14 protein-coding genes are annotated in these 17,165 nt (G+C 45.8%); 5 read left to right on the top strand and 9 right to left on the bottom strand.

The features are described from left to right. Positions 1-7 precede the first annotated feature (7 nt). The 8 genes from prfB to WJ238_RS08715 all read right to left on the bottom strand — a co-directional run bounded on the left by prfB (position 8) and on the right by WJ238_RS08715 (position 9,648). Positions 8-1,115 (bottom strand): peptide chain release factor 2 gene (gene prfB / locus WJ238_RS08680; RefSeq protein WP_230105607.1). Its coding sequence is split into 2 segments (ribosomal slippage): positions 8-1,039 and positions 1,041-1,115, totalling 1,107 coding nucleotides; the frame shifts between segments, so codons are not numbered across the junction. A gap of 42 nt (positions 1,116-1,157) precedes the next feature. After that, the gene (gene secA / locus WJ238_RS08685) at positions 1,158-3,731 is read right to left on the bottom strand and encodes a preprotein translocase subunit SecA (RefSeq protein WP_230105606.1); all 2,574 of its coding nucleotides are present in this window, start codon (positions 3,729-3,731) and stop codon (positions 1,158-1,160) included. 98 nt (positions 3,732-3,829) lie between these two features. Beyond that, the gene (gene hisA, locus WJ238_RS08690) at positions 3,830-4,600 is read right to left on the bottom strand and encodes a phosphoribosylformimino-5-aminoimidazole carboxamide ribotide isomerase (RefSeq protein ID WP_230105605.1); all 771 of its coding nucleotides are present in this window, start codon (positions 4,598-4,600) and stop codon (positions 3,830-3,832) included. 109 nt (positions 4,601-4,709) lie between these two features. Beyond that, complete coding sequence (locus WJ238_RS08695; RefSeq protein WP_230105604.1) at positions 4,710-5,030, bottom strand: hypothetical protein; 321 nt, start codon at positions 5,028-5,030, stop codon at positions 4,710-4,712. A gap of 113 nt (positions 5,031-5,143) precedes the next feature. Next, positions 5,144-7,096 carry a fructose-1,6-bisphosphatase gene (locus WJ238_RS08700; protein WP_230105603.1) on the bottom strand — a complete coding sequence of 651 codons (1,953 nt, stop codon included), beginning with the start codon at positions 7,094-7,096 and terminating at the stop codon, positions 5,144-5,146. 27 nt (positions 7,097-7,123) lie between these two features. Next, a complete protein-coding gene (gene dapB, locus WJ238_RS08705; RefSeq protein ID WP_230105602.1) occupies positions 7,124-7,882 on the bottom strand; it encodes a 4-hydroxy-tetrahydrodipicolinate reductase in 759 nt (252 codons plus the stop codon). A gap of 130 nt (positions 7,883-8,012) precedes the next feature. After that, positions 8,013-8,903, bottom strand: coding sequence for a 4-hydroxy-tetrahydrodipicolinate synthase (gene dapA, locus WJ238_RS08710; protein WP_230105601.1), 891 nt, complete (start codon positions 8,901-8,903; stop codon positions 8,013-8,015). 115 nt (positions 8,904-9,018) lie between these two features. Then, positions 9,019-9,648, bottom strand: a complete 630-nt coding sequence (locus WJ238_RS08715; protein WP_230105600.1) for a single-stranded DNA-binding protein — start codon at positions 9,646-9,648, stop codon at positions 9,019-9,021. Positions 9,649-9,828: 180 nt separating this feature from the next. Between WJ238_RS08715 and typA the strand changes: the two genes are divergently transcribed. From typA to hpf, 4 genes are all read left to right on the top strand, one after another. Then, positions 9,829-11,658 (top strand): translational GTPase TypA, encoded by a 1,830-nt coding sequence (gene typA / locus WJ238_RS08720; RefSeq protein WP_316265044.1) that lies wholly within the window; start codon positions 9,829-9,831, stop codon positions 11,656-11,658. Between the two features lie 35 nt (positions 11,659-11,693). After that, a complete protein-coding gene (locus WJ238_RS08725; protein WP_256195007.1) occupies positions 11,694-12,593 on the top strand; it encodes a phosphatase PAP2 family protein in 900 nt (299 codons plus the stop codon). A gap of 8 nt (positions 12,594-12,601) precedes the next feature. Then, positions 12,602-13,216 carry a transporter gene (locus tag WJ238_RS08730; protein WP_230105597.1) on the top strand — a complete coding sequence of 205 codons (615 nt, stop codon included), beginning with the start codon at positions 12,602-12,604 and terminating at the stop codon, positions 13,214-13,216. Between the two features lie 104 nt (positions 13,217-13,320). Then, positions 13,321-13,857, top strand: a complete 537-nt coding sequence (gene hpf, locus WJ238_RS08735) for a ribosome hibernation-promoting factor, HPF/YfiA family (protein ID WP_230105596.1) — start codon at positions 13,321-13,323, stop codon at positions 13,855-13,857. Between the two features lie 37 nt (positions 13,858-13,894). On the opposite strand, the gene WJ238_RS08740 is transcribed toward hpf, so the two are convergent. Continuing rightward, complete coding sequence (locus tag WJ238_RS08740; RefSeq protein WP_256195010.1) at positions 13,895-14,548, bottom strand: YigZ family protein; 654 nt, start codon at positions 14,546-14,548, stop codon at positions 13,895-13,897. Positions 14,549-14,683: 135 nt separating this feature from the next. On the opposite strand from WJ238_RS08740, the gene WJ238_RS08745 reads away from it, so the two are divergent. Beyond that, a partial coding sequence (locus WJ238_RS08745) for a transglycosylase domain-containing protein (protein WP_337606695.1) occupies positions 14,684-17,165 on the top strand: 2,482 nt, incomplete at its 3' end.

Consider the following 17,165-nt stretch of genomic DNA (forward strand, 5'->3'; position numbering starts at 1 on the left):
TCTTCCTCTATTGGTTCTGACTGCTAAGATATGCATTCATAAAAGGATCCAATGCACCGTCCAACACAGCAGTCACATTTCCGCTCTCTTCTCCTGTTCTGTGATCTTTCACCAGCGTATAAGGCTGCATCACATAAGAACGGATCTGATTTCCAAATCCAATTTCCTTTATCTCACCGCGGATATCCGACACCTTTTCCGCCTGCTCCTGTTCCTTCAGAAGTTTCAGCTTGGCTTTCAGCATCTGCATGGCTTTATCCTTGTTGTGATGCTGCGACCTCTCATTCTGGCACTGCACCACGATCCCTGTAGGCAGGTGGGTAATACGGATAGCCGAAGATGTCTTATTGACATGCTGACCTCCCGCACCGCTGGCACGGTAGGTATCGATCTTCAGCTCATCCTCCGGCACTTCAATATCACCCGTATTATCTTCCATGTCCGGGATCACATCACAGGATGCAAAAGATGTCTGGCGCTTTCCGGCAGAATTGAAAGGCGAGATCCTGACAAGGCGGTGCACGCCTTTTTCCGACTTCAAATAACCATAAGCATTGGTTCCATTCACCTCAAAGGTGACATTTTTAATACCTGCAATATCTCCGTCCAGATAGTCCAGTACCTGTATGGAAAATCCTTTCCTTTCTGCCCATCTTGTATACATCCGGTAAAGCATGCTGGTCCAGTCGCAGGACTCCGTCCCGCCGGCACCGGCATGCAGAGTCACAATGGCATTGCATGCGTCATATTCTCCCGAGAGCAGCGTCTGTATCCTAAGAGATTCAAAAGCTTCCTCAAACTGTGAGATTTCCTTTTCGATCTCCTCCACCATGGACTCATCATTTTCTTCATGAGCCATTTCGATCAGAACCTGGATGTCTTCCCATGTTCCCTGCAGATGTTTCATGGTATCCAGCTGATCTTTCAGCTCTTTTAATTCTTTCATAATTTTCTGTGAATGCTCTGCATCATCCCAGAAACCTGGTTCCTCCAGCTTTCGCTCCAGTTCTTCTACCCGTTTTTCCTTGCCGGAGATGTCAAAGTGAATCCCTCATTCCGGCAAGAGGTTCTTCATAGGAGCTGATAATGCTTTTATACTGATCCAGCTCGACCACTTACTTTCACCTCTTTCATTTTCAACTGATTCGCAGCGCTCTCTATGCCTTTTTCCTTCCGCAGCACTGCTTGTATTTTTTTCCGCTTCCGCACGGGCACGGATCATTGGGATAAATTTTCTTCTCCGTGCGCTTCTTCGGTGCATTCACTGCAGTATCATCCTTATTGGTTCCAGTCACCTTGGCAACCTGCTCTCTTTCCACCTTCTGTTCCAGCTTGATGTGGAACAGCGTACGAACTGTATCTGCAGTGATGGATTTTGTCATCTCATCGAACATATCATAACCCAGCATTTTGTATTCCACCTTGGGATTTCTCTGACCGTAGGCCTGCAGACCGATTCCCTGGCGAAGCTGATCCATATCGTCAATGTGATCCATCCATTTGGCGTCAATCACCTTCAGAAGCACGACCCGCTCAATCTCGCGGAGATGCTCCGGCTCCGGAAATTCCGCTTCCTTCATTTCATATGCTTTTACTGCTTTTTCTTTCAGGAAATGTTTCAGCTTCTTCTGGGACATGTCTTTGACATCCTCCGGTGAAACAGGCTCCATCATAGGAATGCTTCCGCGAAGGCTTACATTCAATTCCGTCAGATCCCAGTCTTCCGGCTCCTGGTCTGCTGAAATTTCCTTGTCCACCAGATTTTCCACATATTCACTGATCATATGATAGATGGAATCCCGCATGCTCTCTCCATCCAGAACTCTTCTTCTCTCTTCGTATATGATCTCTCTTTGTTCATTCATAACCTGATCATATTCCAGAAGATTTTTACGGATTCCAAAGTTATTATTCTCTATTTTCTCCTGTGCCTTCTCAATGGCGCCTGAAAGCATCTTATGTTCAATCTGTTCACCGTCCTCAACACCAAGGGCGTTGAATACATTCATCAGACGTTCCGAACCGAACAGGCGCATCAGATCATCTTCCAGGGAAATATAAAATCTGGACTCTCCCGGGTCTCCCTGACGTCCGCTTCGTCCGCGCAGCTGGTTGTCAATACGTCTGGATTCATGGCGCTCGGTACCGATGATCTTCAGCCCGCCAGCTTCTCTTGCTTCATCATCCAGCTTGATGTCGGTACCACGGCCTGCCATGTTTGTAGCAATGGTGACTGCTCCATGCTGTCCTGCCTGTGCAACGATCTCTGCTTCCATCTCGTGGAACTTGGCATTGAGGACGTTATGCTTAATCCCCCTCTTTTTCAGCATTCCACTTAAAAGCTCTGACACATCAATAGTGATCGTACCTACCAGAACCGGCTGTCCCTTTGCATGAGCCTTCTCCACTTCATCACACACAGCCCGGAATTTTTCTTTCTGGGTCTTATATACAGCATCTTCCATATCCACACGGATCACCGGTACATTCGTCGGGATTTCTACAACATCCATGCCGTAGATCTCACGGAACTCCTTCTCCTCTGTCAACGCCGTACCTGTCATACCGCTCTTTTTCTCATATTTATTAAACAGATTCTGGAACGTGATCGTTGCAAGAGTTTTGCTCTCCCTTTTTACTTTCACGCCCTCCTTGGCCTCAATTGCCTGATGAAGACCGTCAGAATATCTTCTTCCGGGCATGATACGTCCCGTAAACTCATCGACGATCAGAACTTCGTCATCCTTCACCACATAATCCTGGTCGCGGAACATCAGGTTGTGGGCACGGAGAGCCAGAATAATATTATGCTGAATCTCCAGATTTTCCGGATCTGCAAGATTATCAATGTGGAAGAATTTCTCTACCTTCTTCACACCGTCTTCTGTAAGGTTGACCGTCTTTTCTTTCTCATTGACAATAAAGTCTCCTGTCTCCTCAATCTCCTCGCCCATAATGGCATTGATCTTGGAAAACTCACCGCTGGCTTCTCCTCTTTCCATCTGTCTTGCCAGAATATCGCAGGCCTCATAGAGCTTTGTAGACTTACCGCTCTGCCCGGAGATAATAAGAGGAGTTCTGGCTTCATCGATCAGAACAGAGTCAACCTCATCAATGATAGCAAACTTCAGCCCTCTTTGCACAAGCTGTTCTTTATAGATCACCATATTATCTCTTAAGTAATCAAAGCCCAGCTCATTATTTGTCACATAAGTAATATCACAGTTATATGCCTCCCGGCGTTCATCATTGTCCATGCTGTTCAGCACAACGCCTACCTTCAGTCCCAGGAACTCATGTACCTGGCCCATCCACTCCGCATCACGCTTTGCCAGATAATCATTGACCGTTACGATATGGACTCCCTGCCCGGTCAGTGCATTTAAATAGGCCGGCAGTGTAGATACAAGCGTCTTACCTTCACCTGTCTTCATTTCTGCGATACGTCCCTGATGAAGGATAATTCCTCCGATCAGCTGCACACGATAATGGCGCATCCCCAGCACGCGCGAAGCTGCTTCCCTTACTACTGCATAAGCCTCCGGCAGAATATCATCCAGAGTCTCTCCCTTGTCCAGCCTTTCTTTAAACTCTCTCGTCTTGTCCTTCAGTTCACTGTCAGAAAGCTGCTTCATTTCCGGCTCAAGAGCCTCAATATGATCCACAATGGGATAGATCCGCTTCAGCTCATGTTCACTGTGCGTTCCGAATATTTTCTCTATAAAACCCATGTTGTTAACTCCTTATTCAAAAAATTACTCTATTCCACATTTTATCACTATCCCAAATCCAATTCAACAAATTTATAAAGTGTTCATAATGTTCACAGTCATGACATATTTTTCACCGCATCATAGGGAATCGTTCCTCCAAACAAATCCAGGGCGCTTCCAATGGTAAAATCCAGGTTCCCTCCGCTGATCTGCCGAAACTGTTCCAGATCCTTAAGACTTCCGATCCCTCCTGCATATGTAATGGGGATTCCCCTGATTTTAGAGAGCAGAGCAACCAGATCTTCCGGCACACCGGCCGCTTTTCCTTCCGAATCCACCCCATGGACGAGGAATTCACTGCAGGATTCCTTCAGCCAGTACAAAATCTCTTCATTTACCTGGATTTTGGTAAATGTCTGCCATCGGTCCGTTACTATATAATAGGAAGCATCTTTTTTCCGGCAGCTTAAATCCAGAACAATGTGCTCCTTTCCTACAGCGTGCACCAGTCTTTCCAGATTATCCCACTGTATCTGCCCTTCCCGGAATACATAGGACGTCACAATAACATGGCTGGCCCCCGCCTCAATAAATTCCGCCGCATTCTCTGCCGTAACGCCCCCTCCTACCTGCAGACCTCCGGGAAATACCTTTAACGCCGCAAGCGCCTGCTGCCTGTTCTTCTCATAATATTCCGATGAAACCGGATTCAAGAGGATCACATGCCCTCCTTTCAGATTGTCCTTTTTATAAAGCTCTGCATAAAACGCCGCATCATATCCGGAAACAAAATTTTCCACAGCCTTATCTCCATGATCCTTCAGGCTTCCTCCCACAATCTGCTTTACTTTGCCGTTATGTATATCTATGCACGGTCTGAATCTCATATCTGCCTCCCTTCATTCCCTTCTTCGGTGAATGATTGAAAAACATTGTCAAATTATTCCAAAAATAATCATACCACAGGCAGACTTGAAAATCCACCTGTGGTATCGCTTATCTGTTTGTATTATTATTACTGTTTTCTATATCCTCTCTGGCATCTTCAGCACCCTGTTCCACGTCATTTTTTATATCTTCTGCTCCATCTCTGACGTCTTCTCCAATGTCCTGTGCCTCATCCTTGATATCCTCTCCGATATTCTCGGCTGCTCCGTCATTTTTCGTCCCGTCTGTAGCATCATTCATCGTGTTGTCAGTACTGTTTTCTTCCTTTACTGCTCCGTTATCTTCTTCATTTCTTCCGCAGCCTGCCAGAGTTCCAAAGGATGACAGCACACACAGGAAGATTAAAATTCCTCTTTTTAACTGTTTCATAAGTTTGTACTCCCTTTCTTCATTTTCTATGAATACTATCCGCAGCTTATGAAAAATTTATACATGTTCCTGTGTTCCATTTTTTTCTAAAACTCTAAAAATCTTTTCATATCTTAAATTTTTTCTGCAATAATTCCTTCCCTGTAGGATTCCAGAAGCCAGGCGAGATCCTCAATACGCTTTTTCAGTTCTCTTCCGATATCGGTATCCCCCACCGTCTTTCTTGCAATGACACGCTTCACGATCGTGCTGTCAGAATGGATATCACTTTCCTTTTCAATGGCTGCTTCTGTAGATTCAAAAGGCTCATGGGCAGCCAGGATAAGTCCATAGGAATTATAGATCAGCGTATAACCTGCAATTCCTGTCTCTTTTTGATATGCTTTGGAAAAGCCTCCATCTATGACAAGAACCTTCCCCTGACATTTAATAGGACTTTCCCCTGCTTTTGACTTCACCGGCACATGCCCGTTGACAATGTGAGTTCCTTCTCCCGGAAGGCCAAATTCCGCCAAAATCCGATCGACCACTTCTTCATTTTCCAGAAATTCATAATAAGGATTTTTCTTTTCTTTGTGGGTTTCTTTCTCGGCCAGAAAATACCTCTCAAAGGTGGCCATCTTATCTTTACCGAAAAGCGGTGAATTTTCATGAAGCCAGATATACCACATCATATCTTTGCCTCTCTCCTTCTCTTTCTTGTCAAGAGCAAAGAAGCCTTTTCTCACATAGCTCTCCAGCACTTCGTAAAGAGCTTTCCCCTTATATACCTTCCCATAAATCCTTACGGATTTCAGACTTCCGTCCGGATTCAGCGGAACGCATCCGTGATAGAGAAGGTTCTGATTGTAGACTTTATAAAGTCCGCCCTTATTCAAAAGGAACCTCATGTGTTCCTGCAGCTTCTGGCATCCGAGAAACGCCCGTTCCAGGCGGTCCATAATATCCTCTTCCTCCTCTGTCAGCGCATAAGGACGGCGCGGATCAATCGTCGGGAAGTTTTTGTCCAGCAGTTCATAGACCTTTCCGTCCAGCTCAATCGTACCATTCTCAAAATCAATGTGATGGAGGAGATTCCTTTTCTCCAGTTTGAATCCCGGATTCTTCTTTATGATCTGCCCTTCCACCTTGAACTGGATAATGGAAATAGCCTTATGCATTTTCACTTCCATCTCTTTTTCCCTTGCCGTGTATCCTGTGCTTCCCTTGAGTGCGAAACAGGTGCAGGGGTCGTCGGCATAGGTTTCCAACGCGTATGTTGCAAGAGGAAGCAGGTTGATGCCATATCCGTCTTCCAGAATATCCAGATTTCCGTATCTTGCACAAATTCTGATAACATTGGCAATACACCCCCTCTGTCCGGCGGCAGCTCCCATCCACAGCACATCATGATTTCCCCATTGAATATCCACAGAATGATGGCGGATCAGCTTGTCCATGATAATATGGGGACCGGGTCCTCTGTCATAAATATCTCCCACAATGTGCAGGTGATCTACCGTCAGCCTCTGGATCACTTCGCTTAAAGCCACAATAAACTCCTCTGCCCGACTTGTCTCAATAATCGTGCTGATAATGGAATTATAATAGTATTCTTTATCCAGCACATCCGCTTTCTCTGTGATCAGCTCTTCGATCACGTAAGCGAAATCCTTCGGCAGGGCCTTTCGTACCTTAGAACGGGTATATTTGCTCATAGTACGCTTGCATACCTCGATCAGCCGGTACAGCGTGATCTTGTACCAGTCTTCCATGTTTGGTTCCTCCCGCCTGATCCGATCCATCTTTTCTGTGGGATAATAAATAAGAGTAGCAAGGGACTGTTTGTCCCGGCTACTCATAGTATTCCCAAATACATCGTCGATCTTCCGGCGGATGGATCCCGATCCGTTTTTCAGCACATGCGAAAAAGCCTCATATTCTCCATGAATATCAGTCAGAAAATGCTCTGTCGCTTTTGGCAGGTGCAGGATTGCCTGCAGATTGATGATCTCTGTAGAAGCACTGGCAATTGTGGGATACAACTCCGAGAGCCTCTCCAGATACTTCATTTTTAGCTCTTCCATATCCATCCTCCCCATTTTCATATGTATTTAAAATTGTATTACATCCGACATATCATAACGTCCTGCCGGTTTTCCCGCCAGATACTTGGCTGCCGCCACAGCTCCCCGGGCAAAAAGCGCTTTGGAATAAGCGGTATGCTTAAATTCGATCACCTCGTCCTCTCCGGCAAAGATCACCTCATGTTCTCCCACAATGGTGCCGCCTCTCACTGCCGAGATACCAATCTCGCGGGAATCTCTTGCCTTCCGCTCCCTGCTTCTGTCATAGGTATAGGAATAGACTCCGTCAAGAGCGTCATTGACAGAATCCGCCAGGGCAATGGCTGTTCCGCTGGGAGCGTCCACCTTCCGGTTGTGATGCTTTTCCACAATCTCAATGTCAAAGCCTTCCGGGGCAAGCACACGGGCTGCGTCTTTCAGAATCTTCATAAGAAGATTTACTCCAAGAGACATATTGGCCGAGCGCAGAACCGCCGTCTCCTTAGCAGCCTCTTCCACTTTTTTCAGCTGTTCTTCTGAAAGTCCTGTGGTACACAGCACTACCGGAAGTTTCTTCTCTCTGCAGTATGCAAGAAGCTCGTCTACTGCCGCCGCATTGGAAAAGTCGATCAGCGCATCCGCCTCCACACTGCATTTTCCAATCTCATCATACACTGGATAATCATTGGAAATCCCGGTATATTTGTCCACTCCGGCAACAATTTCCACTTCCGGATCTTCTTTGACCATCCGTGTGATCACCTGTCCCATTTTCCCATTGCAGCCGTGCATAATCAGTCTTACCATTTTCTTTTACCTCCGCTTTCCATCCTCATACGTACTTATTTTCATACGTGAAAGGGACAGAAATCATGCTGTCTTTTGATCCTGTCCCTTTTATTCAGCTTTTTTCAGCTCACCACTCATGCTCTGGCTTTTATGCCAGTTTTATTCCAAAATCCTTCATTGCCTGTGCCAGACTTTTTTCATGTTCCGGAGAAATCTCTGTCAAAGGCATACGAAGTCCTCCGCATTCCATTCCCATCAGATTTACAGCCTTCTTTACCGGAATCGGATTCACTTCACAGAAAAGCTGCTCGATCAGCGGAATTGCCTTCAGCTGAAGTTCACAGGCTCCTTTCACATCTCCCGCAAAGAACTTTGCACAAATGTCATGGGTCTCTTTTGGAGCCACATTAGAGAGCACAGAAATAACGCCTTTTCCTCCCAGAGACAAAAGCGGTACGATCTGGTCGTCATTTCCGGAATACAGATCTGCTTTCCCGTCTGTCAGATACATGATCTTCGCTACCTGTGCAATATTGCCGGAAGCTTCCTTGATCCCCACAATATTGTCCACATCGCGGATCAGCTCTGCCGCTGTCTCCGGAGCAATGTTCAGCCCGGTACGACTTGCCACACTGTACATGATGATCGGCGCCTTGGCTTCTTCCGCTACAGCCTTATAATGTGCAGCCAGTCCTTTCTGTGTTGCTTTATTATAATAGGGAGTAACGATCAAAAGTCCGTCCACTCCGTATTCCACTGCCTCTTTTGACATGTCAATGGTCGTATATGTAGCGTTGGAACCTGTTCCGGCGATTACAGGAAGCCGTTTTTTCGTGCGTTCCACTGCAAATTTAATGCATTCCATATGTTCCTCTTCTGATAAAGTAGAGGACTCTCCTGTTGTTCCGCATATGATCAGACTGTCTGTTCCATTCTCGCAGTGATAGTCGATCAGCTCATCCAGTTTGTCAAAATTCACGCTTCCATCTTCATGAAATGGTGTAACCAGCGCCACCCCGGCACCTGTAAAAATAGCCATACTATTCCTCCTGACCTCTATAATAAAAAATGATATCTTCTAAAAAGTGTATCATTATTCATTTGCAATGTCAATGGAACGTTGCCTGCTTCAGGGCAGTTTGGTACATGGTCTGTCAATCTTCCAGACATTCCAGTTTACTTACCGACACTTCATATGCCGTTCTCTTTTCTGTCTCTGTCTCTGAAAGACGTTTTACGTATTCTCTGCTCTGTATACGCCCAAGCACCTGGACATGCTCCCCCACCTCAAAAGAAGAGGCAAATCTGGCATTTCTCCCCCAGCAGATGCAGGGAATATAATCGGATTTCCCATATGGCCTGTTGACTGCCAGAAGAAGATCGGCAATCTCCCTTCCAAGCGGCGTTTTGCGGTACACCGGCAGTTTGCAGATATATCCGTCCAGCAGGATCGTATTCGTCTTGGCCCCGTCCAACTCTTCATCAATAAAAGACACTTCTCTTACGAATACGGACAATATCAGCCTGTTCTTTTGTTCATCGTGCCTGTTGTAAGAGCGGAACTGCCCTGTCGCCATAATAAACTCCCCTGTGTAATCCTGCGTAACATCCATCAGTCTTTCCGAGATCATCAGCGGAATCCGGTCCTGCGAGCTGCTAAGACGGCGCACCAGCACATCCACCATATAGAATCCTTCTCCAAACACTGTGTGGCTGAATGTAAATCCTGATGCGATCTGCCCCATAATAGTTACCTGGTTGTTTTCAATAATCTTATCTGACATAACGTGTAAATCTCCCTTCCTCCGAATCGTATTCTAAGCTTTTTAGAGTCACTACATAATCTATGCGGGAAAAACAGATATTAGAACTATATTCCTTGTTTTTTTTGGGAAATATGATAAACTAAAACAGTTACAAAATAATGTAGAATGTGATAGATCAAAAGAAAAGGAAGATTTCGTATGAAGACAAAACGCGAAGATGTACGTAATATTGCTATTATCGCCCATGTCGATCATGGGAAAACAACGCTTGTAGATGAGCTGCTCAAACAAAGCGGTGTATTCCGCGAAAATCAGGAAGTAGCCGAGAGAGTCATGGACTCCAATGATATTGAACGTGAGCGTGGAATTACCATTCTTTCTAAAAATACTGCTGTTTATTATAAGGGAACAAAGATCAACATTATCGACACACCCGGACATGCCGATTTCGGCGGCGAAGTAGAACGTGTCCTGAAAATGGTAAACGGGGTGATCCTGGTAGTGGATGCTTTTGAAGGAGCTATGCCCCAGACAAAATTCGTGCTGCGAAAAGCCCTGGAACTGAAGCTCCCTGTCATCGTCTGCATCAACAAGATCGACCGTCCTGAGGCCCGCCCTTCTGAAGTCATCGATGAAGTGCTGGAACTGTTCATCGATCTGGACGCTTCTGATGAGCAGCTGGACTGCCCCTTTGTCTATGCGTCTGCAAAGGCAGGCTATGCCGTGCTGGAGCTGGAGGACGGTCCCCAGAATATGGTGCCGCTTTTTGAGACCATCCTGGATTACATCCCGGCACCGGAAGGAGATCCGGATGCCGACACTCAGGTTCTGATCAGTACCATTGACTATAATGAATATGTAGGCCGCATCGGTATCGGCAAAGTAGATAACGGCACGATCCGCACCGGTCAGGACATGATCGTCGTAAACGCTCACGACCCGGAGCGTCAGGAAAAAGTAAGGATCAGCAAGCTCTATGAATTTGACGGTCTGAACAAAGTGGATGTGAAGGAAGCTACCATCGGTTCTATTGTGGCAATTTCCGGTATTTCAGATCTTTCGATCGGCGATACCATCTGTTCCCCGGAAAATCCGGTAGCCATTCCCTTCCAGAAAATTTCCGAACCAACCATTGCCATGCAGTTTATGGTAAACGACAGTCCCTTTGCCGGTCAGGAAGGAAAATATGTTACATCCCGACATATCCGCGACCGTCTGTTCCGGGAATTAAATACAGATGTCAGCCTCCGGGTGGAGGATACGGAAAATATGGACACATTCAAAGTATCCGGCCGGGGCGAGCTCCATCTTTCTGTGCTCATAGAGAATATGCGCCGGGAAGGATATGAGTTTGCTGTCAGCAAGGCAGAGGTCCTGTACAAAAAGGACGAAAAAGGAAGGCTCCTTGAGCCGATGGAAACTGCATTCATTGATGTACCGGAAGAATTTACCGGTATTGTCATTGAAAAACTGGGACAGCGTAAAGGAGAACTCCGCAATATGGGCACTGCCAGCGGCGGCTATACCCGTATGGAATTTTCCATTCCCGCACGGGGACTCATCGGCTACCGCGGTGATTTCCTCACAGACACAAAAGGGAACGGGATTCTGAACACAGCGTTTGACTGTTATGCCCCCTACAAAGGCGACATCCAGTATCGCAAACAGGGATCCCTCATCGCCTTCGAGACAGGAGAATCCGTCACATACGGACTGTACAGCGCCCAGGAGCGCGGAACACTCTTTATCGGTCCCGGCGAAAAGGTCTACTCCGGCATGGTAATCGGTCAGAATGCCAAAACCGACGATATCGAAGTCAACGTATGTAAAACAAAGCACCTGACCAATACCCGCTCTTCCAGCGCAGATGAGGCACTAAGGCTGACTCCTCCAAGGATTTTAAGCCTGGAAGAAGCGCTGGATTTCATCGATACAGATGAACTGCTGGAAGTGACCCCGAAGTCTCTTCGTATCCGCAAAAAGATTCTGGATCCAAAGATGCGCAAAAGAAATAATAACAAATCATAAAAACCACTTTTATATTATGGAGAAAGGATTTATCTATGGATTTTCTCTGGCTGCTGGAAGGGATCCGCACCCCTTCCATGGACAAAATTATGCAGGTTATCACCTATTTCGGACAGGAACTCATTCTTGTGGGCATCATCTGTTTTCTTTACTGGTGTGTAAATAAAAAGCTGGCATATCAGCTGGGCTTTACTTATTTCAGTGCCGGGCTGATCGTCCAGACACTGAAGATTTCTTTTCGGATTCCCAGACCCTGGGTTCTGGATCCCAGCTTCCATGCTGTGGAAAGTGCTGTTCCTGATGCTACCGGATATTCCTTTCCAAGCGGGCATACACAGGGCGCCTCTTCTTTTTTCTTTCCGCTGTTTACATGGACCCGGAAGAAATGGCTGAAGGTTTTGTGTATTTTTGCGCCCTTATGCGTGGGCTTTTCCCGTATGTATCTGGGCTGCCATACTCCCAAAGATGTCCTTGCTTCTCTGGGAGTATCCGCTCTTTGCACATGGCTGATCTGGCATTTTCGCGCCCTCTTTTTGGAAGATTCTCCTCACAGCCGAAGTGTGTTCGCTGCCATGCTTATCTTCTCTGCAGGAGCTGCCATTTATGCGCTCCTCCTTCTGAAGAACGGCATTGTTACTGAAGAGCTTGCCTCCGACTGCTGCAAAGCTGCCGGCGCAGGCATGGGGTTTGCCGTAGGCTGGTATCTGGAGCGGACAAGGATACGGTTTTCCACAGCCGCGAAAAACCGCCGGATCCAGGCGGCCAAACTTATCTGCGGACTTGGTATGCTGCTTCTGATCAAAGGAGGAGTTTCCTTTATCCTTGGCACATCCATACTTGCAAAAATGATAGAATATTTTATACTTATATTATGGATCATCGTGATATATCCGGCGATTTTCCAAAAAATACTCGGCACCGCCCAGGAGACTTAGGAGGCATTATGAAAAAATATATTACTATGTTCCTTTCCTATCTTGCCATGTTTCTGGAGTTTTTTATCTCCATGATGCTTGCAGTCGGAATCATCCTTTTATGCATACGTCTGGCCGGTTCTCTTGTACATATCCCGGACCTGGATGTTTATCCCAATTATGAGGATCTGCTGGAATCCTGTTTTGAGCTGATCATTGGTGTTGAGCTGATCCGTATGATGTACTACCACACACCGGACACGGTATTTGAAGTACTGGTTTTTGCCATCGCACGGCAGATTATCAACGGCCATTCCTCTGCTCTTTCCAGCCTGATCGGAGTATGTGCCATCGCCGTTTTGTTTGCCACAAGAAAATTTCTTTTCTGCGGATTCGATCTCCTGGAGAAAAATATTTTCCGTGCTTCTTCCAGAATTCAGGTGATCAATAAGCTAATGGCCTGTCATATTCCATGTCCCAGTCCGTCCTCTACTCTCAATGACGCGATACTTGAAAAAATGTCGGAAGAAAATGTAACTCCTGAAGTAGGTACATGTGTTTCTGTTGCAGATGTTGCTCTTCGTATCGATAAAATGAAGGACGGAAAAATTTCAAGAATCGAAGTAATACATGCTATACATTGACACAAAAACATGTTATACTCAATATATCAGATATAAATAGTTTGTCTTACTATTTTGTCAGACATTATTTCGTCTGAAATTCTCTTAAAAAGGAGTTGGGCATCATGAAATTTATCATTAGCGGAAAGAACATTGATGTGACACCTGGTTTAAAGGATACCATCACACACAAATTAGGAAAGCTGGAAAGGTATTTTACTCCTGATACGGAAATCATTGTTACGTTGAGCGTTGAAAAAGAACGTCAGAAAATCGAAGTCACTATCCCGGTAAAGGGCCAGATCATCCGGTCCGAGCAGGTCAGCAGCGATATGTATGTATCCATTGATCTTGTGGAGGAAGTCATTGAACGTCAGCTTCGCAAATATAAAACAAAGCTGATTGCAAGACACCAGGAAGGGGGTAATTTCAAACAGGAATTTTTTGACAGCCAGGAACAAAACGAAGCAGATGAGGAGATCAGGATCGTACGTACCAAACGTTTTGGTATCAAACCTATGTATCCGGAAGATGCCTGCATAGAAATGGAACTTTTGGGACATGATTTCTTTGTTTTCTGTAATGCGGAAACAGAAGAAGTCAACGTGGTATACAAACGAAAAAATGGAACCTTCGGTCTGATCGAGCCGGAGTTTCAATAACAGGGTGCTCCCTTTTTCATGACCAGAGTTCTGGAGTTTACTCCAGAACTCTGGTCTTTCCATTTATTTCTGCATAAAAGCAGGGACCCCTTTCTGTTATGTTCGCCCGTCCTGCCGTTGCTTCTGTTACTTCTTCCTTTATCTTATCCAGCAGCTCTTCCGGTACCAGCGCCTCCAACGCTACCCGGTCCGTATATTCCGTATCCAGGATTGCTATATTGCGCTCCCCAAATATATACTGTATTTTTCCAAGTCCCGTATAATCCGTTTCAAGGTTCAGTTTAACGCCCCGTTTTCTGGTTATAATAGTAGAAGATAAAAGACCTTCCTTTACCGCCGCCGAATAGGCCCGCACAAGTCCTCCCGTTCCAAGAAGCGTTCCTCCAAAATATCTCGTCACCACTACTGCCGTGTCATGGAGATCTTCTCCCAGGAGTACATCCAGCATCGGTTTACCCGCTGTTCCGCTTGGTTCTCCGTCATCGCTGCATCTTTGAACTTCATAGTGCTCTCCAATGACATAAGCAGAGCAATTGTGCGTAGCATCCCAATACTTCTTTTTCATAGATTCCACAAACGCCACTGCTTCATCTTCGTTTGACACCGGAAGAACTGTAGCGATAAAACGGGACTTTTTTTCTGTGATCTCTCCTTCTCCCCCCTGATATACTAATCGATACTCCATTTTTATATCCCTCACTTTCATACATATATACTATACTTGATTTCTTAAGTTTTTCCTACTGAAATATGAAGTTTTCATTTTCTTCTTTATTTCAATAGGTAAATTTGCTATAATGACTTGGAATAAAGGAGGCATAAATGCATGAATTACGGAAAAAGAAAGATTTCTAAAAAGCAGAAAGAAATCACCTCAAAATCGACCATGCAGGGCAAGCGCGTCGGAGTCAGACTGATCAAGGCATTTTTCCTTTGTGTGATCGCCGTTTTCATTATCGGTGCCGTAGGTGGTCTGATTTTTTTAAAAAGAATTCTGGATAATTCTCCTGATATCTCTCCTGAGGATGTCCGCCCAAAAGGATATACCACTTTAGTATACGCCGATGACGGTTCCACGGAAATTGAACGTTTTGTAGAAGCCGGCTCCAATCGTATCTACAAATCCATTGATGAGATTCCGAAGAATCTCCAGCATGCATTTGTAGCGATCGAAGACGAACGTTTTTATGAGCACAACGGAATCGATCCTCAGGGTATTCTCCGTGCGGCAGTAACGGGTCTTGCTTCCGGGGGAAACTTTTCACAGGGTGCCAGCACGCTGACACAGCAGCTGATCAAAAATAATATCTTTCCTGATTTTGTAAATGAAGAGACCTTCTATGACAGATTAGAGAGAAAGATTCAGGAACAGTTCCTGGCACTGGATATCGAAAAGCAGATGTCAAAAGAGGAGATTCTGGAGGCATATATGAATACCATCAATCTTGGACAAAATACTCTTGGTGTTCAGTCTGCTTCCAAACGTTATTTCAATAAAGATGTATCAGAGCTTACCTTATCGGAATGTGCGGTTATTGCAGGAATCACTCAGAATCCTTCCCTGTACAATCCGATCACCAATCCGGAAGAGAACGCAAAACGGCGTGAAGAAGTTCTGAATAAAATGCTGGATCAGGGCTATATTGACCAGGCCGCATATGATGAGGCTATGGCAGATGATGTATATGCAAGAATCCAGACTGTCAATTCACAGATTGGTGAGGATTCTCCTTATTCCTATTTTGTAGACGCCCTCTCTGAACAGGTAATTAACGATCTGCAGTCCAAGCTGGGCTATACAGAGACTCAGGCTTACAATGCCCTTTACAGCGGAGGCCTTACCATTATCTCTACCCAGAATCTTGCCCTTCAGCAGATCTGTGATGAAGAGATGAACAATGACAGTAATTACCCCTGGCTGAAAGAAGTGGGACTTTCTTCCTATGCCCTGACTGTCACAAGAGCTGATAGCACTGTGGAAAATTACAGTGAAGGTCATGTCGAGGCATTCCGCGCTGAAACATACGGAAGCACAGAGGGGCTTACCTTCTCTTCTGAAGAGGAAGCAAACAGTGTCATTGCCGCCTGGAAGGCCAGCATTGCAAAGGAAGGAGATACCTATGACGAATCCATCATCCTTACTCCGCAGCCACAGGCCTCTGTCACATTGATGGATCAGACGACAGGACAGATCAAGGCACTGGTGGGTGGACGAGGCGCTAAACAGACCAGCCAGAGTCTGAACCGCGCTTACACCGGTTCCAAAAGGCAGCCTGGTTCCTGTTTCAAAATCCTCTCTGCATATGCACCGGCTCTGGATACCAACCAGATTACTCTTGCTAATGTCATAAAGGATGAACCGTGGACCTATTCCGACGGTACAAAATTTAAAAATGCCGGCAACAGCTATATGGGTAATATTACAGTAAGAGAAGCCATTGCCAATTCACAGAATACCTGTGCTGTAAAAACGATCCAGCAGATCACACCTGCTCTGGGATATGAATACGCAAAAGAAAACTTTTCCATGAGCACTCTTGTGGACAATGATAAATATGAACCGATCGCTCTTGGCGGTCTGACAGATGGTGTATATAATTATGAATTGTGCGCTGCTTTTGCTTCTATTGCTAACGGCGGTGTATACAACACACCTACTCTTTACACAAAAATTTTGGATCATGACGGAAATGTTCTGATCGAGAATCCTTCCGAATCTCATACAGCGATCAAAGACTCCACTGCTGCTCTTCTTACCAGCGCAATGGAAAGCGTTGTTACAAGCGGAACAGGACGGGCTGCCGCCCTTTCCAATATGCCTGTTGCAGGTAAGACCGGAACCGCCGATGAAGACAAGGACCTCTGGTTCTGCGGTTATACTCCGTACTACACCTGCTGTGTATGGGGCGGATATGATGATCCAAAATCTCTGACGAATATTGACACTACCTTCCGTCTGCGGATCTGGAACTCCATCATGAGCCGTGTCCATGCCGGTCTGGAGACACGGGACTTCCAGATGCCGGCTTCTGTTGAACAGAAAACAATCTGTACAATTACAGGAAAACTGGCACGGGCAGGAAGCTGTCCTTCTGTAACGGAATATTTTGCTACTGACAATGTAGCTACTGAGGTTTGTCCTGGACACGGTTCCGTCGATTCTGGTGATTCCGACAATACCGCAAATCAGGATGCAAATACGTCTTCTGATTCCGGCAATACCGACACTGGCAACACCGGTAATACCGGCAGTGGTTCCGGTGATTCCGGCAATACCGGCGGCGGTTCCGGTGATTCCGGCAATACCG

The organism is Claveliimonas sp., assembly GCF_037273965.1.
GTDB classification, from domain to species: domain Bacteria; phylum Bacillota; class Clostridia; order Lachnospirales; family Lachnospiraceae; genus Claveliimonas; species Claveliimonas bilis.

Excerpts from the sequence above, each read along its gene's own strand:
- WJ238_RS08715 (WP_230105600.1), bottom strand. The coding sequence starts at position 9,648 with ATGTCAGATAAGATTATTGAAAACAACCAGGTAACTATTATGGGGCAG.
- dapB (WP_230105602.1), bottom strand. The coding sequence starts at position 7,882 with ATGGTAAGACTGATTATGCACGGCTGCAATGGGAAAATGGGACAGGTG.
- WJ238_RS08695 (WP_230105604.1), bottom strand. The coding sequence starts at position 5,030 with ATGAAACAGTTAAAAAGAGGAATTTTAATCTTCCTGTGTGTGCTGTCA.
- WJ238_RS08730 (WP_230105597.1), top strand. The coding sequence starts at position 12,602 with ATGAAAAAATATATTACTATGTTCCTTTCCTATCTTGCCATGTTTCTG.
- secA (WP_230105606.1), bottom strand. The coding sequence starts at position 3,731 with ATGGGTTTTATAGAGAAAATATTCGGAACGCACAGTGAACATGAGCTG.
- WJ238_RS08700 (WP_230105603.1), bottom strand. The coding sequence starts at position 7,096 with ATGGAAGAGCTAAAAATGAAGTATCTGGAGAGGCTCTCGGAGTTGTAT.
- hpf (WP_230105596.1), top strand. The coding sequence starts at position 13,321 with ATGAAATTTATCATTAGCGGAAAGAACATTGATGTGACACCTGGTTTA.
- typA (WP_316265044.1), top strand. The coding sequence starts at position 9,829 with ATGAAGACAAAACGCGAAGATGTACGTAATATTGCTATTATCGCCCAT.
- dapA (WP_230105601.1), bottom strand. The coding sequence starts at position 8,903 with ATGGCTATTTTTACAGGTGCCGGGGTGGCGCTGGTTACACCATTTCAT.
- hisA (WP_230105605.1), bottom strand. The coding sequence starts at position 4,600 with ATGAGATTCAGACCGTGCATAGATATACATAACGGCAAAGTAAAGCAG.
- WJ238_RS08725 (WP_256195007.1), top strand. The coding sequence starts at position 11,694 with ATGGATTTTCTCTGGCTGCTGGAAGGGATCCGCACCCCTTCCATGGAC.